This window comes from Streptomyces yangpuensis (genome assembly GCF_001005295.1).
In the GTDB taxonomy this organism is placed as follows: Bacteria; Actinomycetota; Actinomycetes; order Streptomycetales; family Streptomycetaceae; genus Streptomyces; species Streptomyces yangpuensis.
This window is the reverse complement of sequence record NZ_LBMK01000003.1, coordinates 745,334-768,620: the sequence shown is the minus strand read 5'-3', so window position 1 is coordinate 768,620 and position 23,287 is coordinate 745,334. Positions and strand designations below refer to the sequence as shown.

At 71.0% G+C, this 23,287-nt stretch carries 16 protein-coding genes and 1 pseudogene; 10 read left to right on the top strand and 7 right to left on the bottom strand.

Annotated features, from left to right (window positions below):
- The first annotated feature begins 40 nt into the window (after positions 1-40).
- On the top strand, positions 41-1,096 hold the full coding sequence (locus tag AAT21_RS18745; RefSeq protein WP_046777970.1) for a ferredoxin reductase: 1,056 nt from the start codon (positions 41-43) through the stop codon (positions 1,094-1,096).
- A gap of 7 nt (positions 1,097-1,103) precedes the next feature.
- Positions 1,104-2,222 (top strand): fatty acid desaturase family protein, encoded by a 1,119-nt coding sequence (locus tag AAT21_RS18740; protein WP_046777969.1) that lies wholly within the window; start codon positions 1,104-1,106, stop codon positions 2,220-2,222.
- Between the two features lie 48 nt (positions 2,223-2,270).
- On the opposite strand, the gene AAT21_RS18735 is transcribed toward AAT21_RS18740, so the two are convergent.
- Entirely contained in the window at positions 2,271-3,533 is a 1,263-nt protein-coding gene (locus tag AAT21_RS18735; protein WP_046777968.1) for a hypothetical protein, read from the bottom strand.
- Between the two features lie 215 nt (positions 3,534-3,748).
- Positions 3,749-4,657: a LysR family transcriptional regulator gene (locus tag AAT21_RS18730; RefSeq protein ID WP_052757867.1), complete on the bottom strand. Its 909-nt coding sequence runs from the start codon at positions 4,655-4,657 to the stop codon at positions 3,749-3,751.
- Positions 4,658-4,905: 248 nt separating this feature from the next.
- On the opposite strand from AAT21_RS18730, the gene AAT21_RS18725 reads away from it, so the two are divergent.
- From AAT21_RS18725 to aspA, 5 genes and pseudogenes are all read left to right on the top strand, one after another.
- Entirely contained in the window at positions 4,906-5,697 is a 792-nt protein-coding gene (locus AAT21_RS18725) for a gamma-glutamyl-gamma-aminobutyrate hydrolase family protein (RefSeq protein ID WP_046777967.1), read from the top strand.
- Positions 5,698-5,782: 85 nt separating this feature from the next.
- A complete protein-coding gene (locus AAT21_RS18720) occupies positions 5,783-6,460 on the top strand; it encodes a FadR/GntR family transcriptional regulator (protein WP_046777966.1) in 678 nt (225 codons plus the stop codon).
- On the top strand, positions 6,457-7,896 hold the full coding sequence (locus AAT21_RS18715; protein ID WP_046777965.1) for an amino acid permease: 1,440 nt from the start codon (positions 6,457-6,459) through the stop codon (positions 7,894-7,896). Before AAT21_RS18720 ends, AAT21_RS18715 begins: the two co-directional genes overlap by 4 nt.
- A gap of 85 nt (positions 7,897-7,981) precedes the next feature.
- Positions 7,982-8,227: pseudogene (locus AAT21_RS18710) on the top strand (asparaginase); the annotation flags it as partial.
- 134 nt (positions 8,228-8,361) lie between these two features.
- Positions 8,362-9,771 (top strand): aspartate ammonia-lyase, encoded by a 1,410-nt coding sequence (gene aspA, locus AAT21_RS18705; RefSeq protein ID WP_046778470.1) that lies wholly within the window; start codon positions 8,362-8,364, stop codon positions 9,769-9,771.
- A 231-nt stretch (positions 9,772-10,002) separates the two neighbouring features.
- Here aspA and AAT21_RS18700 read toward each other — a convergent pair whose 3' ends face one another.
- Together AAT21_RS18700 and AAT21_RS39885 are read right to left on the bottom strand one after the other, a co-directional pair.
- Positions 10,003-11,514: a DHA2 family efflux MFS transporter permease subunit gene (locus AAT21_RS18700; protein WP_046777963.1), complete on the bottom strand. Its 1,512-nt coding sequence runs from the start codon at positions 11,512-11,514 to the stop codon at positions 10,003-10,005.
- Positions 11,515-11,709: 195 nt separating this feature from the next.
- Positions 11,710-12,018, bottom strand: a complete 309-nt coding sequence (locus tag AAT21_RS39885; protein ID WP_046777962.1) for a hypothetical protein — start codon at positions 12,016-12,018, stop codon at positions 11,710-11,712.
- 85 nt (positions 12,019-12,103) lie between these two features.
- On the opposite strand from AAT21_RS39885, the gene AAT21_RS18690 reads away from it, so the two are divergent.
- Together AAT21_RS18690 and AAT21_RS18685 are read left to right on the top strand one after the other, a co-directional pair.
- Positions 12,104-12,481 (top strand): FKBP-type peptidyl-prolyl cis-trans isomerase, encoded by a 378-nt coding sequence (locus AAT21_RS18690; protein ID WP_046777961.1) that lies wholly within the window; start codon positions 12,104-12,106, stop codon positions 12,479-12,481.
- A 278-nt stretch (positions 12,482-12,759) separates the two neighbouring features.
- Positions 12,760-14,268 carry a DUF4246 domain-containing protein gene (locus AAT21_RS18685; RefSeq protein WP_079025791.1) on the top strand — a complete coding sequence of 503 codons (1,509 nt, stop codon included), beginning with the start codon at positions 12,760-12,762 and terminating at the stop codon, positions 14,266-14,268.
- Between the two features lie 83 nt (positions 14,269-14,351).
- Here AAT21_RS18685 and AAT21_RS18680 read toward each other — a convergent pair whose 3' ends face one another.
- The gene (locus tag AAT21_RS18680) at positions 14,352-16,493 is read right to left on the bottom strand and encodes a trypsin-like serine peptidase (protein ID WP_046777959.1); all 2,142 of its coding nucleotides are present in this window, start codon (positions 16,491-16,493) and stop codon (positions 14,352-14,354) included.
- 1,069 nt (positions 16,494-17,562) lie between these two features.
- On the opposite strand from AAT21_RS18680, the gene AAT21_RS18675 reads away from it, so the two are divergent.
- The coding region (locus tag AAT21_RS18675) for a peroxidase family protein (protein ID WP_235438927.1) at positions 17,563-19,782 on the top strand (2,220 nt) is incomplete at its 5' end.
- 69 nt (positions 19,783-19,851) lie between these two features.
- Here AAT21_RS18675 and AAT21_RS18670 read toward each other — a convergent pair.
- The gene (locus AAT21_RS18670) at positions 19,852-21,489 is read right to left on the bottom strand and encodes an alpha/beta fold hydrolase (protein ID WP_046777958.1); all 1,638 of its coding nucleotides are present in this window, start codon (positions 21,487-21,489) and stop codon (positions 19,852-19,854) included.
- A gap of 12 nt (positions 21,490-21,501) precedes the next feature.
- Complete coding sequence (locus AAT21_RS18665) at positions 21,502-23,049, bottom strand: alpha/beta fold hydrolase (RefSeq protein WP_046777957.1); 1,548 nt, start codon at positions 23,047-23,049, stop codon at positions 21,502-21,504.
- Positions 23,050-23,287: the final 238 nt, after the last annotated feature.

Here is a 23,287-nt window from a genome sequence, read left to right as displayed (position 1 = left end):
GGTCAGGACTTTACGCCCTGAGGCGCATCAAGCTGGGGTCATGACGAGTGCAGCCCTCCGCAGTAGGGCGTGGAAACTACTGGAGATGGTCACGACGCCGCTGCTGCCGTCGGACTACCTCGACCTGGTCAGCCCGCTGCGGGCGGGCGCTGACCTGCGGGGGCGCATCGAGGCCGTGCACCCCGAGACGGGTGACGCCGCGACCATCGTGATCAGGCCGGGAAGGGGCTGGCGTGGTCACACGGCCGGTCAGTACGTGCGGATCGGGGTCGACGTCGACGGGAGGCGCCTGTGGCGCGCCTACTCGCTCACCTCGCCGACCGACCGCCGGGACGGCCGCCTCACGATCACCGTGAAGGCGATCCCGGACGGCAAGGTCAGCAACCATCTGGTCCGCAGGGCGAAGCCCGGCACGCTGGTCCAGCTCGACCAGGCAACGGGTGACTTCGTGCTGCCGGAGACCAAGCCCGCCAAGGTGCTCTACCTGACGGCCGGCAGCGGCATCACGCCGGTGATGGGCATGCTGCGTGACATCGAGTTCGACGACGTCGTCATGGTCCACTGCGCGCCGCAGCCGCAGGACGTGATCTTCCGCAACGAACTGCACGACCTGGTCGCGGACAAGAAGCTGCGGCTCACCGAGGTGCACACGGACACGGACGGCATGCTGGACATCGCCCGTCTCGGCGAACTGGTACCCGACTGGGCCGAGCGCGAGACCTGGGCCTGCGGGCCCGCGGGCCTGCTCGACGCCGCCGAGGACTTCTGGAGCGGACACGGCGTCCAGGAGCGCCTGCACACCGAACGCTTCCGCCCCGGCGTCGTCGTCGCCGGTGACGGCGGGGCGGTCAGGTTCAGCGCCACCGGCAAGACCGTCGAGGCGGACGGCGCCACGCCGTTGCTGGACGTCGGCGAGGAGGCCGGCGTGCTCATGCCGTCCGGGTGCCGTATGGGCATCTGCTTCGGCTGCGTCACGCCGCTCAAGGCGGGCGCCGTCCGCGACCTGCGCACCGGCGAGATCACCGAGGCCGATCCGGGCGTCCTCATCCAGACCTGCGTGTCCGCCGCCGCGGGCCCCTGCGACATCGAACGGTAGGAGCACCTTGACCGCCATCGACCCCACCGCCCACCTGACCGCGGAGCAGATCGAGGAGCTCGGCCGCGAGCTGGACGCGATCCGCGACGAGGTGATCGCCAGCCGGGGGGAGAAGGACGCCGCCTACATCCGCAAGGTCATCTCGGCGCAGCGCAAGCTCGAGCTGGTCAGCAGGGGCGTGCTGCTGTTCTCCTTCTTCCCGCCCGCGTGGCTGATCGGCACCGCCGGGCTGTCCGTGGCGAAGATCATGGACAACATGGAGATCGGCCACAACGTCCTGCACGGGCAGTGGGACTGGATGCGGGACCCGAAGATCCACTCCACCACCTGGGAGTGGGATCACGTCTCGCCGTCCGACCAGTGGAAGCACTCGCACAACGAGCTGCACCACACGTACACCAACGTGATCGGCAAGGACAACGACCTCGGCTACGGCATCATGCGCGTCGACGAGGACCAGAGGTGGCACCCGTTCCACCTCGGCCAGCCGCTGTGGAACTTCATCAACGCCTGCTTCTTCGAGTACGGCATCGCAGCGTACGACCTGGAGCTCGGGCGGAACCTGAGCAAGCGCCGCCGCAAGAACCCGGAGTTCCGCGCGCGGGCCAAGGCCGTCGGCCGCAAGATCCGCAAGCAGGTGCTCAAGGACTACGTGATCCACCCGCTGCTGTCGGGCCCGTCGTTCCTCACCACGCTCGCCGCCACGTTCACCGCGAACCTGGTCCGCAACCTCTGGTCCCACTCGGTGATCATGTGCGGGCACTTCCCCGAGGGCGTGCAGGTCTTCGAGCGCCGCTCGATCAAGGGCGAGACGCGCGGCCAGTGGTACCTGCGCCAGATGATGGGCTCGGCGAACATCAGCGGCAGCAGGGCCATGCACTTCATGACCGGCAACCTGTCGCACCAGATCGAGCACCACCTGTTCCCGGACCTGCCGAGCAACCGGTACGCCGAGGTCGCGGTGAAGGTGCGCGCGCTGTTCGAGAAGTACGAGCTGGAGTACGTCACCGGGCCGCTGCCGAAGCAGGTGTTCTCCGCGTGGCGCAAGGTCTTCCGGCTCTCGCTGCCGAACAGGAAGCCCAAGACCAGGACGCCGGACCGCGAGCAGGAGCTCGTCGCGGCCTGATTCCCGGTATCGGTTCAGATCCTGCCTCGGGCAGTGGCCGCGCGTGCTTCACGGTCCGGTCGTGGTGATCTGTTCGTCGGTCAGGCGGGCCCTCCAGTCACTGACGTACGTGTCGGGCAGGGACGCCAGCCGGGCGATCTCCGCGTCCCCGCGTCCGTCGGACCAGGCCAGGATCCGCGTCACGGTGCGGTTACGTGCGGCACGGAAGTCCTTGAGCATGTTCTCGAGGCGTTCGACTTCCTCGCCCTCGTGGACGAGTTGCTGATCGACGGCGGAGCGTTCCGCGCCGCGCAGCCGCCGGAGATAGGCGGTCAGGCCCGTCAGGGCCAGCCCGTGTTCGTGCGCGGCGTTCTGGAACCTTTCGGCCAGGGACGCCAGCACGCAGTCGGGGACGTCGGCGAGGGAGGCTCCGAGGGGCCTGGCCGCCTCCCAGGTGTCCCGCCCGGCCTCCGTCGTCTCCAGCCAGACGCGGGCATCTGTCGGAGTACGGTCGCCGCAGGCCCGTGCCCGGTAGGCGTACAGGGCGGCGCGGTGGCCGTAGAAGGTGAAGCCGTCCTCTATCCGCTGGTCGGCGGCGTGACAGATCCGCCCCGGTACGCCGCCATAGCCGTCCTGGGGGCTGTAGTCGGCGTAGGTGTCGAGTTCCTCGTCCGTGGCCAGGCCCCAGGAGGGGTCGCACAGCCCGGGGTTGGCGGCCAGGAAGGCGCCGACCTCGACGCGCCAGGCCGGGACGGGTGTCGTGCGCGGTCTGGGCCAGCGGAGTTCCCCGGAGGGCGCGAAGTCGGGGGTCGCGGCCTGCTCGATGTCGTCCCATGCGGTGGCTGCCTCGGCCGACCATTCCAGCGCGCCTTCGGGCCCGATCCGGTGGATCGAGTCCACGAGCCGCTGCACGGCGGGCAGGACGCGCTCCGCGAGTGCGTGCAGTTCCTCGGCGTCGAAGAAGTGCCAGGTGCAGCCTCGTTGTTCGTCGTGGCTGAGGTGGCCGAGCAACTGCACCATGATTCCGGGGTCGGGGACGGTCCCGTCGCCGAGGGCCCTGCGGGGGATGCCGGGCAGCCGGTCGCCCGGCGACTCCTGCGGGGCCCGCCAGTCGGTGTCGCCGAACCAGACGGCACCGTCGCGGGCGTCCACCGCCAGCCACTGCCGGTAGCCGACGCCGGGGCCGTAACGCTGGTCCTGCTGCTCGGCGTTCGGGTCGTGCCATACGTACTCGGCCGGAGGCGGGTCCAGCTCTGCGGCCATGAAGCCGTCCTCGGGGCGGTAGCCGGTGAGGACGCGCGCCGTTCCCGGCGCGCTGTCGGTTGCGGTCATGAGGGGTTTCCTCTCGGTGGAACGTCAACCGCGGCAAACATAGTGTGCCTGTCACACAATAGTTCAACTTTCAGCCACCGTGTCCGGTAGTCGGACACGGTGGGAATTGCGGCGTGCCGGTGGGGTCTACGCGCGTGCGACCGTGAGCAAGTTGGCCGCTTTTCACGTAGCCTCCACGACCCGGTCGTCCGCACGGCCTCGGGACGCCGGACGCCTTACGAGAGTGCGGCCAACGCCTGGGCGGCGAGCATCTTTTCCAGATCCAGGACGGCGCGCGGGGTGTGCCGGGTGTCGATGCGGACGGCGTAGATGAAACGGGTCAGCCGCGGCTCGGCCAGGGGGCGGGCCACCACCTGGGTGTGGGTGCGGGGCAGGGCGAGTCGCGGCATGACGGCCACGCACAGGCCCGCGGCCACGAACCCGAGCACGGTGTTGAAGTCGTCTCCCTCGTATTGCAGACGGGCTTGGAATCCGGGCGTGTTGGCCATCTGCGAGAGCAGTTCCAGGCGCAGCGCGGCCTCCGGGGCGGCGATCCACGTCTCGGAGGCGAGGCTGGCCAGGTCGATGACCTCCCGGTCGGCCAGTCGGTGGTGTGCCGGGACGACGGCCACCACCGGATCCCGTGCGACCAGCGTCCGGCGCAGCATCCGGGGCGGCGCGACGGGGATGAAGTCGTAGTCGTAGCTCAAGGCCAGGTCCATGTCCCCCCGCTTGAGCCGGTTGTAGCCGGCCTCGGGCTCCAGCTGGCTGAGGCTGACCTGCACGTGGGGGTAGGCGGCGTGGAGTCGGGCCAGGGCCTGCGGAACGATGCCGGTGGCGGCCGAGGCGAAGGCACCGAGCCGGATCCGTCCGGCCGTACCGGCGCGCATGGCGCCGATTTCGGCCGACGCCGCCGCCAGCGCACTGCGGACGCCCTGCTCCGCGCCGAGGAGGACTTCGCCGGCCGGTGTGGCGCGGACGGGACGGCGCTCGAGCACCCTGAGGCCGGCGCGGCGTTCGAGTTCGGCGATCTGCTGGGAGACGGCTGGCGGGCTGTAGCCGAGTTCACGTGCGGCGGCGCTGAAGGAGCCGTGCCGTACGACGGCTTCGAGGGTGGCGAGCAGGCGGGGGTCGAGTCCGTGCACGGAGTTAAGGCTCACTTATCTGTCGCGAAGATGTGTTTTCTTGTGATTGGAGATGAACGCCAGCAGGATTCTTGCTCGCGGCAAGAAAAACGCAAGCCTGCGCTCCTGGCCCGCGAACACCCCTCCCCCGCCGTCCCGGTGACCTCCGCCAGCACCACCGCGTCATCCGCGGCAGCCTGCCGTGGCGGGGGCGTCCGGTTCGGCTCCGGCTGTCGACGGTCACCCCTCAGGCCCCGAAAGGAAGTGGTATGCCCCAGCCACCGCTCATCGGAATCACCACCTACCTCGCCCACGCGCAGTGGGGTGAGTGGGACCTTCCCGCCGCAGTGCTGCCCGCGGCCTACGCGGACTGCGTGCGGGCGTCCGGCGGCCGCGCCGTACTGCTGCCGCCGGACGCGCCGCAGGCCGCCGCCGACGTGGTCGAGCGTCTGGACGCGATCCTCCTGGCGGGAGGCGAGGACCTCGATCCCGCCCTCTACGGAGCCGTGCCCCATCCGCGTACCGGGCCGCCGGTGCGCGAGCGCGACGCATGGGAGCGGGCCGTACTGGCCGCCGTCCTCGCCCGCGACATACCCGTGCTCGGGGTGTGCCGGGGGATGCAGCTGATGAACGTACACGAGGGCGGCACCCTGATCCAGCACCTGCCCGACCGGGTGGGCCACGACGGCCACAACCCCTACCGGGGCCACTTCTGCTCGCACGCCGTGACCACCGTACCCGGGACCCGGGTCGGCGCCCTGCTGCCGGGGACGCACCACGTCGCCACGCACCATCATCAGGCGGTGGACCGCCTCGGCGCGGGACTGGTCGTCGCCGCCCGTGCGGCGGACGGCACCGTCGAGGCCGTCGAGAGCACCCGGCACCGCTTCGCCGTGGGGGTCCAGTGGCACCCGGAAATGGGCGCCGACGCCCCGGTCGTGCGGGCCCTGGTCGCTGCCGCGGGCTCCACCGGAAGTACCGCTCCTGACCGGACTGCCGGACGGAGCACGCGCACGGCGCGAAGCGTGCCGAGCCGGACTTTCCTGGCACAGGTACCTTGACACCCCGCGGGGGACCCCCCAAGATCACAGCGTGAACCTGTCAGACAGCCAGACAGGTGGCCCCCTTCCGCGGCGCGTCAGTGCCATGGAAGCGGTCTTCGGCCACCTGCGCAGCGCCATCGAGCGCGGTGAGTACGCCGTGGGCGACAAGCTCCCCTCCGAAGCCGAGTTGTGCCGCACCCTGGAGGTCAGCCGGCCCGTACTGCGGGAGGCCCTCCGGGCCCTGCAGGCCATGGGGTTGACCGTGTCCAAGAGCGGCAAGGGCACGTTCGTCGTGGCGAACACGGTCGAGGAGCCCACCTTCGGCGACTACGCCGCCAGCGACCTGCTGGAAGTGCGCCGGCACGTCGAGATCCCGGTCGCCGGGTACGCCGCGCTGCGCCGCACCCCCGAGGACCTGGACCAGCTGCGCCATCTGCTGGACCGGATGGAGCAGGAGACCGACACCACCGCGTGGGTGGCGATGGACACCGTGTTCCACCTGGCCGTGGCCGAGGCGTCCCGCAACCCCGTCTTCCGCCGCGTCATCGAGGAGATCCGCGACGCACTGGCGCGTCAGTCGACCTTCCTCAACGAACTGGGCGGCCGGCGCGAGCAGTCCAACTGCGAGCACCGGGCCATCCTGGAGGCGCTGGTCGACGGCAGCGAGCACGACGCGGTGGAAGCCATGTCCCACCACTTGCGACGGGTCGAGACGACCCTCACCGACATCGTGCGCCCCCAGCGCACCACCGCCCCTACGGAAGGCAGACCCGAGGCGTGAGCGAGCAGTTCCTCAAAGACGAGAAGCGCCCCACGACCCGTCACGTCGACGCCGGTGACACCGGCTACAGCAAGTCCTTGAAACCCCGCCACGTCAACATGATCGCCATAGGCGGCGCGATCGGTACCGGGCTCTTCCTCGGCGCGGGCGGACGCCTCGCCGACGCCGGGCCCTCCCTGTTCATCGCCTACGCCGTCTGCGGGATCTTCGCCTTCCTCGTCGTACGCGCGCTCGGCGAGCTGGTCCTGTACCGGCCGTCCTCCGGCGCCTTCGTCTCCTACGCCCGGGAGTTCCTCGGGGAGAAGGGCGCGTACACCGCGGGCTGGATGTACTTCCTCAACTGGGCGACCACCGGCATCGCCGACATCACCGCCGTCGCCACGTACGCCCATTACTGGCACCTGTTCTCCGATGTCCCCCAGTGGGTGATCGCCCTCATAGCCCTGGCCGTGGTTCTCACCGTGAACCTCATCTCGGTGCGGATCTTCGGCGAACTGGAGTTCTGGTTCGCCCTCGTCAAGGTGGGCGCCCTGGTCGTCTTCATGGGGATCGCGATCTTCCTCCTGGCGACCCGGCACCCCGTCGACGGCGCCGTCCCCGGCCCTGCTCTGATCACCGGCAACGGCGGGATCTTCCCGCACGGCCTGCTCCCCATGCTGCTGATCATCCAGGGCGTCGTCTTCGCCTACGCCTCCGTCGAACTGGTCGGCGTCACGGCCGGCGAAACCGAGAAGCCCGAGGAGATCGTGCCGAAGGCGATCAACTCGATCATGTGGCGCGTGGGCCTCTTCTACGTCGGCTCGGTCGTCCTGCTGTCGATGCTGATGCCCTGGAGCAGCTACAGCGGGGCCCAGAGCCCGTTCGTGACCGTGCTCTCCCACATCGGTGTCCCGGCGGCCGCCGACGTGATGAACCTGGTCGTGCTCACCGCGGCCATGTCCTCACTCAACTCCGGCCTCTACTCCACCGGCCGCATCCTCCGCTCGATGGCCGTCAACGGCTCCGCCCCGCAGTTCACCGCACGGCTCAGCCGGACCCAGGTCCCCTACGGCGGCATCCTCCTCACCAGCGGCATGTGCGTCCTGGGCGTCGGGCTCAACTTCGTGGTGCCCGCGGACGCGTTCGAGATCGTCCTCAACCTCGCCGCGCTCGGAATCCTCGCCACCTGGGGCATGATCATGGTCTGCCACCTCCTCTTCTGGCGGAAGACCCGCAGCGGGGAACTCACCCGCCCCTCCTACCGCCTGCCCGGCTCCCCCTGGACCGAACTCGTGACGCTGGCCTTCCTCGCCTCCGTCCTGGTCCTCATGTACGCCGACGGAGGTGCGGGGCGCACCACCGTGCTGTGCGTACCGCTGATCGCCGCGGCGCTGGTCGCCGGCTGGTACGCGGTCCGCGGCCGTGTGGCGCGCACCGCCGCCCGAAGCGACGGCTGAGCCGGGCGCCCGCCCGTCCGCCCGCGCCCGGGGGTGGCGGTCGCCACCCCCGGGCAGCAGCGGCCCACCACAGAACGAGGCCGTGATGCGCAGCAGCTTCCTCGCGGACGCGCCGCGATCCGCGAGCCCCGGCACGGTCCGCGAGCCCCGGCACGCCCCCGTCGCCCACGTCATACGGGGCGGCATGACCGAGAGGGTCCACTACGGCTGCGTCGCCGTCCTCGGCAGCGAGGGCGAGGTCCGGACGAGCATCGGGGACATCGAGGCCGCCTGCTGTCCGCGCTCGGCGCCGGGGCCGGTCCAGGCCGTCGCCATGGTGCGGGCCGGCCTGTCGGAGGCATCCGGCCGGTAGCGGCCCTGAACCCGCCCGGCGCCCCCGTCACCGCAACCGTCTGACACCCGCCTGCCCCCCTCAACCACCGATCCGCCCACCTCAGGAAGAGGATCCGCACACCCGTGACCGCCTTGACCGCCTCCAGCCGCAGTGAACACGACCTGATCGGAGACCGCGACGTCCCCGCAGACGCCTACTGGGGCGTCCACACCCTGCGCGCCACCGAGAACTTCCCCATCACCGGCACACCGATCTCCGCCTACCCGCACCTGATCGATGCCCTCGCCGCCGTCAAGGAGGCCGCAGCCCTCGCCAACGGGGAACTCGGCCTGCTGGAACCCTCGAAGGCAGACGTCATCGTCGCCGCCTGCCAGGAGATCCGCGGCGGCATGCTCCACGACCAGTTCGTCGTCGACGTCATCCAGGGCGGCGCGGGCACCTCGACCAACATGAACGCCAACGAGGTCATCGCCAACCGGGCACTGGAGCTGCTGGGCCATGCCAGGGGCGAGTACCGGCACCTGCACCCCAACGAGGACGTCAACCTCGGCCAGTCCACCAACGACGTCTACCCCACCGCCGTGCGGATCGCGACCGTCTTCGCGGTGCGCGGTCTGCTCGACGCCATGGCCGTCCTGCAGACCGCCTTCGCCGACAAGGCCGCCGAGTTCCACGATGTCCTGAAGATGGGCCGCACCCAGCTCCAGGACGCCGTGCCGATGACGCTCGGACAGGAGTTCTCCGCCTTCGCCGTCATGCTGGACGAGGACCGCAGCCGGCTCGCGGAGGCCCTCGGGCTCGTCCACGAGATCAACCTCGGCGCCACCGCCATCGGCACCGGTCTCAACGCCCCGGCCGGATACGCCGAGGCCGCCCGCCGCCACCTCGCCGGCATCACCGGCCTGCCCCTGGTCACCGCTCCCGACCTGGTCGAAGCCACCCAGGACTGCGGCGCCTTCGTCCAGATGTCCGGCGTCCTCAAGCGCATCGCCGTCAAGCTGTCCAAGACCTGCAACGACCTGCGCCTGCTCTCCTCCGGGCCCCGCGCCGGACTCGGCGAGATCAACCTGCCCCCGGTCCAGGCCGGTTCCAGCATCATGCCCGGCAAGGTCAACCCCGTGATCCCCGAGGTCGTCAACCAGGTCGCCTTCGAGGTCATCGGCAACGACATCACCATCACCATGGCCGCCGAAGCCGGACAGCTCCAGCTCAACGCCTTCGAGCCGGTCATCCTGCACTCGCTGTCCAAGTCCGTCACTCACCTGCGCGCGGCCTGCCTCACCCTCGCAGAACGCTGCGTGAGCGGCATCACCGCCAACACCGAGATGCTGCGCGCCAGCGTCGAGAACTCCATCGGCCTGGTGACCGCCCTCAACCCGCACATCGGATACACCGCCGCCACCGACATCGCCAAGGAGGCCCTCGCCAGCGGCCGGGGGGTGGCCGAGCTGGTCCTGGAACGGGGGCTGCTGCCGGCCGAGCGGCTCACCTCCCTGCTGCGCCCCGAGGTGCTCGCGGGAACCGGCCCGGCCCGGCCCTGACACCCAGGACGTCGTTGCTCTGCCGTCTCGCTCACCCTCACCCCCACCCGGTGAGACGGCAGGGCAACGGCCACGGTCATGGGCTGGTCCGCGTCCTGCTGGGGCGCTGTGCCAGCGGTCGTGTGGAGGCTGGCGTTGCGGTGGCGGTGGCGGGATCGTGCACGTCGATGGCGCGTTTCCCGGACCGGTTGAAGGCCCTGGCTGATCGGCCCGGTGCTCGCAGCGGCGGCGTCAGGTGGGCGTGTGGGCGGTTTTGCTCGTCTCGGTGCCGCCTTCGGTGCCGCCTTCGTCCTGGGTCTCCGGCCCGGAAGGCTGTGGCGGTGCGGGCGGGGTACGGATCAGCAGGGCGACCAGCACGGCCAGGGCGCCGAGCACGGCGCCGACGCCGAATCCCCACCGGATGCCCACGGCCAGGGCGCCGGTGGCGTCGGCGCCCTCGGCTGCCGCCGTGGCGGCGTGGCCCGACATGACGCTGATGACCAGGGCCGTGCCGGCCGCGGCGGCGACCTGCTGGAGCGAGCCCAGGATGGCGGAGCCGTGGGGGTAGAGGTGCGGCGGCAGCACGGACAGGCCGGAGGTGAAGACGGGGGTGAAGACGAACGCCATGCCCGCACTCAGGGCCACGTGAAGGGCCAGCACCAGCCACGGCGAGGTCCGTTCTGCCGTGAGGGCGAACAGCGCAAGGCAGAGCGCCGTGAGTGCGGCTCCGGGTACGACCAGGCGTGGTGCGCCGAACCGGTCGTACAGCTTGCCGACCTGGGGTCCGAGCAGACCCATGGTCAGGCCGCCCGGGATGAGGAGCAGCCCGGTCTGCAGCGAGGTCAGGCCGCACACCTCCTGCAGGTATATCGGCAGCAGGATGAAGGCGCCCATGAGGGCCATGAAGGACAGGCACATCAGACCCAGTGCCATGGAGAAGTGGCGCGACGACAGCGCCCGCAGGTCCAGCAGCGGGGTGGAGGAGCGCTGCAGTGCCAGCTGCCGCCATACGAACAGTCCTACGAGCGCGGCGCCGGCCAGAGTGATGGGCACCGGGGGCACGGCGGCCTGCGCCGCGTTCTCGGCACCGAGCCCGCTCAGGCCGTAGACCAGGGCGCCGAAGCCCGCAGCCGCCAGCGGGACGGACAGCCAGTCGATCGGGGCGGCCTGCGGCTCGCCGATGTTGATCAGTTCACGCCGGCCGAACAGGGCCATGGCTCCGGCGACGGGAATCACGGCCAGGAACAGCAGGCGCCATGACCCCAGCTGCAGCAGCACACCGGAGACGGCGGGGCCGAGGGCGGGTGCCACGGAGATGACGAGGGTGATGTTGCCCATGACACGGCCGCGGTCGCGCGGGGGCACGAGGGTCATCAGCGTCGTCATGAGCAGCGGCATCATGACGGCGGTGCCACTGGCCTGGATGACGCGGGCAGCGAGCAGTACGGGGAAGGCGGGCGCGGCCGCGGCCAGAGCCGTGCCGGCGAGGAACAGTGCCATGGCGAGACCGAAGGCGGTCCGGGTCGTGACGCGCTGGAGGAACCACCCGGTCACCGGGATGACGACGGCCATGGTGAGCATGAACGCCGTCGACAGCCACCCTGCGGCGGCTGCGGTGACATCGAACTCGCGCATGAGCCGCGGAATCGCGTTGACCATGATCGTCTCGTTGAGGAGGACGACGAACGTGGACAGCACGAGAATCCGCAGCACGGCAGTGACGCGGTCGGGCGAGAGAGTGGGTGTTTCGTGTGGTGCGGCCATGACGCCTTCCGTCTTGTGAGTGTCCTCCGCGCGTGGCGGTCACACTGACAGACTGCGGCGCCGGGAAGAACTCATCGGTCTTCTCCGATCCTGTCGGTGCCGGCGGCCGAGCTCAAACCATTTTGCAGAGCCGTGACGGCCAGGACATGACTTCCGGGGCAGGCCGACGGGGTGTCCGGATCTGACAGAACGTGGTCATTGCAGCCCTGGGGCGGCGAGTTCGCCGCTGAGCCTGCCGTGGAGGCCGGCGCTGGGCGCGTTCAGGCCGGTGATCTCGACGGTCTTGCCGCGCCGGGCGCACTTGTGCTCGATGGCGTCGAGGGCGGCGACCGACCCGGCGACGACGCCGACGGCCGCGAAGCCCTGCTGAAGCGCGTACGGAGCTACCGGCAGGCCGCCGCCGAGCAGGTCGGCAAGCTGCGCGTCCAGCGCGCCCGCGCCGCGGAGTTCGAGGGCACGCTGCGGGCCCGGATCGCCCGGAGCGAGAATCTGCCGCCCCGTCACGTGTGACGTGTGGGTGGGTTTGACGTACTTCGGTCGACCGGCGGAGAGTGATGGGGAACGAGATGCGGAAAGAGATGAGGCTGCGATGAGTGAACCGACGAGGCCCGTCATCGAGCGTCCGGAGGGGGACGCTCCCGAGGAGCTGACGGTCCGCGACCTCGTGGTGGGGGACGGGCCCGAGGCGAAGCCGGGCCGGGTCGTCCGGGTCCACTACGTCGGGATCACCTTCGCGTCCGGGCGGGAGTTCGACGCCTCCTGGGACCGGGGCGAGCCGTTCAAGTTCGCCGTGGGCGGCGGCAGGGTCATCAAGGGCTGGGACCGGGGCATCCGGGGGATGAAGGTCGGGGGCCGGCGCGAGATCATCGTGCCCCCGCGCCTCGGCTACGGCAAGCAGTCCCCCTCGCCGTTGATCCCGGCGGGTTCCACGCTCGTCTTCGTGGTCGACCTCCTCTCCGTGGTCTGAGAAGGGGGTCGCGCCGAAGCCGTCATGGCCGAAGTCGCACCCCGTACGGTCGTCAACGCATCGAGCGGCGCGGCGGACCGGGCGGTCACCGCCGAGGGACCCGTCCGCCTCGCGTCGGCCGCGGCGGCCTGTGGCACCCGCTTGATCCATGTCGCCGTCAGTTCCTGTCCTCGGGGGCCTGAACAACCCGTCCGGCGGGCGCGGAGAGCGCAGCTGCGGTGTCAGTCGGCTGAAGTATTCTTCCGGCCACCGCACACCGACTCGGAGGATCCAGAGAATTGACCGGCCTGTCTGCTTTCCCGCTGCCCTTTCACGCTTCCCGTTCCATAGCGTTCGCGACACCCCGGACGCTGCGGGAACTCGAGATGATCGAGTGCAGCGCACACATTCGGGCGAAGCCGGGGTGGTTCGAGAAGATGAACGATGCCGGCATCGTCGCCAGGTGGACGCAGGAGGCGGTCGCCCAGGGCCTCACCGAGGCACAGGTCCGGTACGTACTGGCCGAACTCGCGCACTACGCCGCGCTGCGGGACGAGCGGACCGGCATCGAGGTGTCCGCAGTCGACGGGGTCTGGCAGTCGGACACGCTGGTCGACGACAAGCTCCGGTCCCGGCTGCGTGAGGCGGTCCGGGTCCTGGAGGAGGTCCCCGAAGCCGAGCAGGACTGGCACCCCGGATCGGACGGCCAGGTGCTGGACCTGGTGCATCCTTCGATGTTCTGCCTGGTGAAGGAGGCGAGCGGCGCCCCCGAGGAGGCCTGGCGGAATCCGACCGACCGCTACTCGAAGTACGAGTTCTCCGAGAAGTTCCAGTGGCTGCCCACGGACGTCGACGTCAGTGAGGACGGCGATGTCGCCTTCCGCTCCTACGTCAACAACGTCCACCCCGAGACGCACCACGAGCTGGTCTCCGTCCTGCCGGACCTGTTCGGGCGGATGCTGCCGCTGTGGGAGAACGTGCTCACCGATCTGCGTCATCCCCGCCCCCTGCGGATCGAGGCCGATCCCTACGGGTGGTACGACCCCAGGCCGAAGTACCCGAGAAAGTCCGACTACAGCGATCCCGAAGCCCACAAGGCGGCCATGCGCGAGTGGGACGAGGCGTACGACGCATGGCGGGAGAACCGCAGCCCGATCGTCCCCGACGCCCCCGGCTTCACCCCGCCCGGGTCGCCCGACGCCTCCGCCCGGGTCAGCCTGCGCGGCCGCCGTCTGCAGGTCATCGTCAAGCTCGCCACCATCCACCTGACACCGGAGAAGCCCGAGTACGCCGGCGGTTCCTGGCACGTCGAGGGGATGCTCAACGAGCGGATCGTCTCGACCGGCATCTACTACTGGGACAGCGAGAACATCACCCACAGCAGCCTGAGCTTCCGGGCGGCGCTCGACGACCCGGACTACGAGCAGAACGACGACGAGGGGCTGCGTGAGGTCTACGGCCTGGAGGACGAGGACTCGCTGAACCAGCTCCTGGGATCAGCGCCGACCCCGGCGGGCCGCTGCCTGGCGTTCCCGAACATCCTGCAGCACCGCGTCGGCTCGTTCCGCCTCGCGGACGCCACCCGCCCGGGACACCGCAAGATCCTCGCGTTCTTCCTGGTCGACCCGTCGGAGACGATCGTCTCCACCTCCGACGTGCCGCCGCAGCAGCCGTGGTCCGAGACCTCGACCATGACGCTCGCGCAGGCGCAGGAGTTCCGCGAACAGCTCATGCAGGAACGCAAGTTCTTCGTCGACGAGCACAACGAGCAGCTCTACGAACGGGAATTCTCCCTCTGTGAGCACTGAACGACGCGTCGGGGCGGGGGCGGCATCGCCCCCGCCCCAGACCGCAGAGGTCAGGTGCAGGTCGGCCGGAGGTCAGTCGGCGGTCAGTCGGCGGGTTTCGTGAGGAACCGGTCGATCGCCTGGGCGACTTCGGGGTGGGCGAGGTACTCCTCGATGCTGTGGGCCCGGTCGCTCGCGTTCACCACCGCGTGTTCCTCGGTCAGCTTGCCCCAGACGCGCTCCAGCGGGCAGCCGATGGCCACCGCGTCGGTCGGGCACCAGGCGTTGACCCACTCGGTGACCGTACCGGGGCGGTTCGTTCCCGGCGGGGCGAGCCTGCTCGTCACCGCGTTCATCCCCAGGGGGCTGCCCGCGGTGACGAGCAGGGTGACCTTCATGCCGGGGAGGAGCCTGTTGGCGACGAGGTCCATGCCGACCACCGTGCCGAGGCTGTGGGTCACCAGGACCAGTTCGCCCTCGTGCGGGATCTCTTCGAACACCCGGTCCAGGACTTCCCCCCGGACCGTCGGGTCTCCGAGGTAGGCGTCCACGTCGCGGAAGATCGTCGCGATGGCCAGCGCGTCCACGTCGGTCTTGGCCGACAGCCAGCTCAGGGCGCCCTGGAGGGATCCGATGAGCGCGCTGCCGATGTTCTCGGCGGCGCCCTGTCCGTTCGGCGGCATGCCTGCCAGGACCGCCGCCTCCATGACCAGCTGCTCGTACGTCCCCTCCGCCGACCGGGCGGCGAAGGCCTCCAGCGCCGCCGCGGCGGGCGCGTCGGCGTAGGAGACGGGAAGCGCCTCGTGCTGCCCGATGACTTCGGCGATCCGGTCGCCGTAGAACGGGAACCAGACGTGCTCCGGGTCGACGGTACGGAGCCCTGCGCGGGTGAGGCCGTGGTTGAGTCCCCCCGTCCAGCCGCGGCGGAGCAGCTCGGGGTCCTTGCCCTGCTGGCTCCGGCCGTGCAGGAACACCAGGTGCCGTTTGCCCGCGCCCCAGAGCGTGTTCGGCGCGCCCTTCAGACCGCGGACAGCGCCGGCCGCGGGGGCCGTCGCCGCCTCCTGCGGCGCGGGAGCTGATACGGGTGCCGGGGACGGGGCCACGGCCGGTGCGACGGGGACGGCCGGAGTGACGGGGGCCGCGGTTGCGGCGGGAACGGCCGGCGCGACCGGTGCGACCGGTGTCTCCACCGGGCCGGCCACGGCTTCCTGCCGGAGCCCGGACTCGGGGCCCATCTCCGCCAGCAGCGCACGCCGCCCGGGGTCCAGCGGCAAAGCGGCGAGGTGCTTGAGGACCGAGCTGATGCGGGCGCCCTCGTTCGAGACGTAGTCGACGGTGTCGTCGCTGTCGATGCCCCTGCGCCACAGCTGGCCGTCCTTGCGCAGGATGCGGCCCTGGGCGTCCGTGTTCGGCACGCCCATGTGGTGCAGCGCCACCACCTCCCATTGGTCGTTGTAGACCGGGGAGCCGGAATTGCCGGGCTCGGTGTCGGTCCGGTAGTGGAGGAAGTCGTCCAGCCGCTGCACGAGGGCGTTGTCCCGGAGCGCGATCTCCTTGAGCCGGCCCATCGGGTGGCCGATGACGTTGACCGGTTCGTTCTGGACGAGTTTGCCCTGCTGGACGCTGAGCCGGTTCCAGCCGAACCGCTCGCCGGCGAGGCTGCCGTCGGCGGCGGGAGTGACCGCGACCAGCGCGTAGTCGAGATGGCTGTCCGCCGCGAAGAACGTGTCGGGTTCGAGCGCGAACCGGATCGCGGCGTCGGGGGCGTTGTCGATGGTCACCTGGGCGTTGAACTCCAGGAAGCAGCGGCGGGCCGTCGCCGCGTCCGGCAGCACGTGGTGGTTGGTGAGCAGCAGCCGGGGGGAAACCAGGAAGCCGGTTCCGTGGGGCCGTTCGAGGCCGCCCCGGAGGATCGAGATCCGGGCGACGGTGGCGGCCGCGCGGGCACCTCGGGGCAGGAAGCTCCACGGCTGGAGGTCCTTGGTGAGGCCGATGACCCGCTCCAGGGTCTCGGGCACGTCCATCGCCTCCGCGTGGATGCTGTCCACGGCGGCGGTCGGAGGCACCCCGCCCCGTTCGAGCAGCCGGTTGGCCCGGGAGGCGATCCGCTCGGGGGTGTCCGGGTAGCGCACGCCCGCCGCCAGCTGCTTCTCGATCTCCTTCCGTTCCGCGGACGCCTCTCGGTACCGCCGCGCCGCCGCGGTCTGCTGGTCCTGCTCTTCCGGGGATTCGCTGGATGGGAGCATGTCCCTCACCGTTCCTGTTGCCGTGGGTCTGCCGACGCCTTCCAGAAGGCGCACACGCTCCTCGTGCCGCAACAACAGCGGGTCCGGTCACGACTCCAACCGGGCGGAGCGGACCGCCGCCGCGGAACCGGCTTCCTGGGGCGATGCTCCGACGCAGAAGATTCCGGGGCGCTGCGCCGGACAGGTGGGCGGGCCCAGTTGCACTGTGGTGCCCCACAACCCGCCTTTCACCTGGGCGTTCGCCTGTCTGCTCCGCTCCGCACGACAGCGGCTCGGGGCTGGTGCAGCGTCGGGAGGAGTACATGGGAACCCCCTTCCGGGAAGAGGCTCGAATGGACGAGGTCGAACAGTACGAGCGCTACGCCGGCGGCAGCCCGGAGGCAGAGCGGCTGCTCTTCGAACGGCTGGCGCGCGAGCTGATGCGGGTGCAGCTGAAGGTGAAGAAACGCAGCGGCGCGGCGGCGGTCGACCGGACCTTCCACGCCAAGGCGGTCCTCGGTGTGGAGAACGCCCGGCTGCGGTTCCACGAGGACCTTCCGGAGGCCCTGCGGACGGGCTTCGCCGTGCCCGGAGCCGAGTATCCGGTCACGGTCCGGCTCTCCAACGCGAGCGGGGTCCGGCAGCCCGACTTCGCGCCCGATCTGCGCGGGGCGGCGCTGCGCGTCGAGGTGGGCCCGGGCGAGGTCCACGATCTGCTGATGACGAGCTTCCCGGTCTCCCACGCCCGCGACGCGGGCGAGTTCGTCGCCTTCGCCAAGGCCATGGCCGGTGCCGACTCGCGGCTGCGGAAGGGGTTCGCCCTGTTCGTCGCGCTGCCGCTGATGGTCGGCCGGCCCGCGGCCACCCGGATGCGGCGCAACGTCGTCGCGGGAACCCGGCGCACGGTGCACAGCCTGGCCCTGGAGACGTACTGGAGCCGGGGCGCGATCCTGTGGGGCGACCGCGGACCGGTGCGCTACCAGCTGCGGCCCGCCGCGGGCGCCCCGCCGGCCCCGGCGGCGTCGGGCACCGATCCGGATCACCTACGGCGCGAGCTGGCCCAGCGGCTGCGGCGGGGGGGTGTCACCCNGGGGCCCCCCCGCCGGCCCCGGCGGCGTCGGGCACCGATCCGGATCACCTACGGCGCGAGCTGGCCCAGCGGCTGCGGCGGGGTGATGTCACCTTCGAGCTGTGCGTGCAGCGGTACGTGGACGCCCGGCACACGCCGATCGAGGACGGGGCGGCCGAGTGGCACGAGAGTGCCGCGCCCGTCGTGCCGGTGGCGACGCTGACGGTCCCGCGCCAGGACGTCGACACCGCCGAGGCCAGGGCGAGCGCCGCGCGGGTCGATCTGCTGGCGTTCAACCCGTGGCACACCTCGGAGGACTTCCGCCCCCTGGGCAACCTCAACCGGGCCCGCAAGGCCGCCTACGAGGCCTCCAGCGCCCACCGTCTGGGCCGGCGCTTCGTGACGGTCGAGCCGCGGCGCAACACCCTGCTCGGGGCACCGCTGCGGGCCGGTTTCCGCGCGGTCAACCGCTTCGTCCCGTGGCACCGGCTGCCCACGCCGCTCGGCCTGCTCAACCTGATGGCCTTCCGGCAGACGCTGCGGCGGCACAACCTCATCGACACCGAGCCCCGGGAGGCTCTGCCGGAGGCCGGTCCGGTGCCGCCGCCGCCCGACGAGGAGCTGCTGGTCAGGCGTAGTTACGACGGTTCTTACAACGACCTGTCGGCGCCGCGGATGGGTGCTGTCGGGGCCACGTTCGGCCGGACCATGCCGCCCGTGTACCGCCCGGACCGCTTCGACTCGCCCAATCCGGTCACCGTGAGCCGGGAACTGCTGCGGCGTGAGCAGTTCATCCCCGCGACGTCGCTGAACATCCTCGCCGCCGCGTGGATCCAGTTCCAGGTGCACGACTGGGTCAAGCACCGGAGGTTCCCGGTCTCCGCCCGGAGCGTCGAGGTTCCGATGCCGCCCGGCGAGACCTGGCGGAACACGCCGGGCGGCCCGCGGGAGGCGGTGATGCGCTTCGGAGAGGACGAGGCGGTGCCGACGCCCGGTGACGGCCGGCCGCCGATCGTGTTCGCGAGCGACGTGTCGCACTGGTGGGACGGCGCGGAGGTGTACGGCGGTGACCGGTCCGCCGCGACGTCGCTGCGCGAGCCCGACGGCGGCGCCGGTCTGCGGCTGGAGGACGGGCATCTGCCGGGCGGCTCGAACGGCTCTCCGCTCACCGGGTTCACCGACAACTGGTGGCTGGGCCTCAGCGCGATGCACACCCTGTTCGCGCGGGAGCACAACACGGTGTGCGAAGCCCTGCGGCACGAGTATCCGCGGATGGACGAGGACCGGATCTACCACACGGCCCGCCTCGTCGTGTCCGCCCTGATCGCGAAGATCCACACGGTCGAGTGGACGCCGGCGATCCTCGCCACCGAGACGCTCGACGTCGGTATGAAGACCAACTGGCAGGGTCCGCCGAAGAAGTGGCTCGACCAGCTGGGCGTCTGGCTGTTGGAGGCGAACGGCCGGCAGGGCATCCCGAAGAGCCTGCCCGACCACCACGGAGCCCCGTACTCCCTCACGGAGGAGTTCGTCACTGTCTACCGGATGCACCCCCTGATGCCGGACGACTACGAGCTCGTCGACCACCGGTTCGGGCGCCGGCTCGACAGCCTGGACTTCACCGCCCTCCAGGGCGCCGCCACGGAGCCGCTCATCCGCAAGACGGGGCTGGTGAACACCCTGTACTCGCTGGGCATCGCGCACCCGGGCGCGATCACCCTGCACAACTTCCCCCGTACCCTGCAGGCGTTCGAGCGGGACGGCGAGGTGATCGACTTGTCCGTGGTCGACCTGGTGCGCACCCGGCGCCGCGGGGTCCCGCGCTACAACGACTTCCGGGCGGGGCTGCACAAGCCGCGGATCCGGCGGTTCGAGGACCTGTCCGCCGATCCGGGGACGGTCGCCCGGCTGCGCGACGTCTACCGCTCGGTGGACGACATCGACACGATGGTGGGGCTGTTCGCCGAGAATCCGCCCGCGGGCTTCGGCTTCAGCGACACCGCCTTCCGCGTGTTCATCCTGATGGCCAGCAGGCGTCTGCAGAGCGATCGTTTCCTCACGGTCGACTTCCGGCCGGAGGTCTACACGCCTCTCGGCATGGACTGGATCGAACGCAACGGCATGACCAGCGTCGTGCTGCGGCACTGCCCCGAGCTGGCGGGGATCCTGCCGCGCGGGGCGAGTGCCTTCGCGCCGTGGCGCCCGGTCGTACCGGTCCGCAACGGGGGCGGCCACGGCTGAGCGGAAGGGAAGGGGCCGGCGCCCGGGCTTCACACCCGGGCGCCGGCATGAAGGTGTTCAGGACGCCGTTCAGGACGGCGATGCGGGGGCCGGTGAGGGCGTGATCTCGAACTGGGGGGCCTTCAAGGTCTTCAGGCACGCGGTGTCCGGTGCGTCCGGGTTGTCGAAGAAGGAGGCGGTGATGTCCTGGGCGCACTTCGACGTGGCGAACACCACGTGCGGCTCGTACGGGACCGTGACGACCTTGGCGTCGGTCAGCGTACGGGCGACGTAGGGGCCGTTGTCCGCGCCGGTCTGGGAGTCGAAGCCCCCGGACAGGGCGAGGGTGGGGATGTCTCCGCGCGTGGCGTCCCGGATGGAGGGCGGCGCCGCGGGGACGTTCCACGCCTCGCAGTCGGGGTGGAGGAAAGTGAGCTGCGGGGCCTGCGCCTGCACCGGGCGGGGGAAGGACGGGAACGTCGCCTGGCCGCCCCGGAGCGCCGCCTGCTCACTCTCGTACGGAGTCCACTCGCTGCAGAAGACGCCGTAGACGAGGCCGTGTGCGACCCTGCCCATGGCCTGGGGGCTGAGCTTGCCGCCCGCCCACTGCTGGGCGATGCGCTGCGGCTTGCCGTGCGCCAGCTCGTCGAGGGCGGCGGGCACCTGGGGTGCCACGTGGGTGGCCGAGGTCATCCAGTTCACCAGGGCTCCGCCGTCGAGCACGACCTTCACGGGCTTGTCGCCGCCGGGGAGCGTGACGGTGGTGGTGACCGGATCGGCCTCCAGCCGGCGGACGAGTTCGTCGAAGGTGGCCGAGAGGTTCGGGTAGCGCTTGTTGCAGGCGGGCTGTGCCGCGCAGGCCTTGAAGAGGCCGTCGAAGCCCTGCCGGGCGCTGCTCCAGGTCGCCGCCGAGCCGGCCCTGGACGGCGGCAGGATGCCGTCGAGGCCCACCGAGCGGAGCCCCTCGGGGTGCAGGCGCATGTAGGCCAGCGCGAGGTGGGTGCCGTAGGAGATGCCGTAGAGGTTCCACTGGGGGATGCCGAGTGCCTTGCGCAGGTCCTCGTAGTCGGCGGCGCTCTCGATGTCGTTGTAGGTGCTGAGGTCGAGCCCGGCGGCCGCGAGCTTGTCGCGGCAGGCTTTGGTGGCCTCGACGTGCAGGCGCTCGGTGGTGGGGTCGTTCTGGACCAGGCCCACGGCACGGGCGTTGAACGCGTCTATGTTGGGGCAGAGGGCGTTCGGCTGCGCCGAGTAGGTGCCGCGCTGGGACATGAAGATGACGTCGCGGTCGCGGTTCAGGCCGCCGTCGATCGCCATCTGCGCCTCCCCCACCGCGTCGTCCCCGGGTCCGCCGGCGAGCCAGACGATCGGGTCTGCCTTGGGCGTGCCGGTGGCCGCGGGCACGATCGCGACGCCGAGTTCGATCGTGCGGCCGCCCGGCTTCCGCCGGTTCTCGGGCACGGTGAGCGTTCCGCAGCGGGCGCCGTCGAGTGCCTCGACCGGTTCCGGTGTCTTCGGGCAGGGGCCCGGTGCGTAGGTGGCGTCTCCCGCGGTCCGGGCGACCGTGCCGATCGGCGCTCCCGGGGTGGGGTCGGTGGCGGTACGGGTCTGCGCGCGGGCGGGCGCCGAGATCAGCCCGGCGACGAGGAGGGCGGCTGCCAGGCCGGCCGATGACGGGGCCAGGAGTCTTCCGGCGTGGTGGTGACGGCGGGGCGCTCGGGCGAAGGTCATCTGCCCTCCCGGTCATTCGGGGATGATCGTGAACGGTTTGGGCTCCACGTCGTCCACACAGCCGGTGTCGGGCGCGGTCGGGCGAGCGAAGAACGAGGCCAGTACGCTCTGCGCGCACGGCGACTGCGGGACCACCCAGTGGCCGATGCCGGGGAACAGCACGGAGGTCGAGCGGGACAGGTTGCGGGCCACGTCCTTCGCCCAGCTCGCCCCGGTCTTCACGTCGAAGGTGCCGGAGATGACGAGCGCCGGGACCGTGCTGACGGTCGGCAGCCGCTGGGCGGCCGCGCGGTCCTGTACCTTCCAGATCCCGCACGCCGGGTACTGGAAGGGCAGTTGCGGCACCTCGGCGAGGACGGTGTCCGGCCATGCGGGGTAGACCTTGCGCCCTGCGTTCAGCACATCGGTCGGCGTGTATCCCGGTGCCCACTCGCCGCACACGACCGACTGGGTCAGGCCGTGCGCGAACTCGCCCGTCTTCTGCACCGATCCGGCCGCGCGGGCCTTCGCGAAGCGCTCCGGGTTCCCCCGGCTCAGCTCGTCGAGCGCCGCCGGAAGGTCCTCCGGCCGGGGGGTGAAGGCGACGATCAGGTTCAGCAGCGCGCCGCCGTCGAGGACGACCTTCACCGGCTTGCCTCCGCCGGGGGGCGCGACGTCCAGGGTCAGGGGCCGGGCCTCCAGCCGGCGTACCTGTTCCGTCAGCGTCCGGCGGAAGTCCGGGTAGCGGTTCTTGCAGGCGGGCTGCGCCGCGCAGGCCTCGATGATGTTGTCGATCCCTTCGGCCGTGCTGGCCCAGGTCCACGGCAGGGTCACGTGCTGGGGTGGCGTGACCGAGTCGATCGCGAAGGCGCGGATGCCCTCGGGGTGCAGGCGCAGGTAGGTGAGGGCCAGGTTGCTGCCGTAGGAGTACCCGTAGACGTTCCACTGCCGGATGTTCAGTGCCTTGCGCAGGTCGGCGAAGTCGGCAGCGTTCTCGGTGGTGTTGTAGGCGCTCAGGTCCACGCCCGCGGCCGTCAGGCGGCCGCGGCAGTCCTTGACCGCCTTCAGCATGAGCTGTTCGGCCTCGTCCGAGTCGTACCCGAGGCCCACGGACTGCTTGTTGAACCGGTCGATCTCCGGGCAGGCGAGGTTCGGCTCGTCGTAGAGGTTGCCGCGCTGGGCCATGATGATCAGCTCGCGGCCCTTGTTCAGGCCGGAGTCGACGAGGAAGGGGATGTCGTCGAAGGTGTCGGAACCGGGGCCGCCGGCCATGAACACCACCGGTTCCCGTGCGGGCTTGGCGGGGTCGAGGGCCGGGATGACCGCGACGGACAGCTTGATGGTCCGCCCGCCGGGGCGGGAGCGGTTCTCGGGGACTTCGAGCCGTCCGCAGCGTGCGCCGTCCAGCGCCTCGATGGGCTCGGGCGGCTTCGGGCAGGGTCCGGGTACGAAGCGGGCGGCGGGGGTGGTGGCGCCCGGTGTGGGGGTGCCGGGCGCCGGGGTGCCGGGGGTGGGGCCGGCCGCGGTCAGGCAGACCAGAGCGGCCGCGGCGGTCACCGCGTGGATGCTGTGCTGTGGCATGGGCTTCGTTCCTCTGCCGACATCGGCGGCGGACCTGCCGGGCCCTGATCCGCCGGGACACCCTCTGGGGCGGAACGCTCTTCATCGACGCTACCGGCCGGACCCCACGAGTGCACGCGGAGCCGATCAGCGGCCCGGACGGCGAAGCGGCGGACGTGCCCGGTCCCGGCGGGACGGGCGATCTTGGCCCGGCGAGCAGACAATGAGCACGAGGCGCCCGGCGCGGTGACGGTCCCGG

Coding starts and splice junctions, on each gene's coding strand:
- AAT21_RS18745 (WP_046777970.1), top strand. CDS start 41: ATGACGAGTGCAGCCCTCCGCAGTAGGGCGTGGAAACTACTGGAGATG.
- AAT21_RS18665 (WP_046777957.1), bottom strand. CDS start 23,049: ATGCCACAGCACAGCATCCACGCGGTGACCGCCGCGGCCGCTCTGGTC.
- AAT21_RS18690 (WP_046777961.1), top strand. CDS start 12,104: ATGAGTGAACCGACGAGGCCCGTCATCGAGCGTCCGGAGGGGGACGCT.
- AAT21_RS18700 (WP_046777963.1), bottom strand. CDS start 11,514: ATGGCCGCACCACACGAAACACCCACTCTCTCGCCCGACCGCGTCACT.
- AAT21_RS18670 (WP_046777958.1), bottom strand. CDS start 21,489: ATGACCTTCGCCCGAGCGCCCCGCCGTCACCACCACGCCGGAAGACTC.
- AAT21_RS18720 (WP_046777966.1), top strand. CDS start 5,783: ATGGAAGCGGTCTTCGGCCACCTGCGCAGCGCCATCGAGCGCGGTGAG.
- AAT21_RS18725 (WP_046777967.1), top strand. CDS start 4,906: ATGCCCCAGCCACCGCTCATCGGAATCACCACCTACCTCGCCCACGCG.
- AAT21_RS18680 (WP_046777959.1), bottom strand. CDS start 16,493: ATGCTCCCATCCAGCGAATCCCCGGAAGAGCAGGACCAGCAGACCGCG.
- AAT21_RS18735 (WP_046777968.1), bottom strand. CDS start 3,533: ATGACCGCAACCGACAGCGCGCCGGGAACGGCGCGCGTCCTCACCGGC.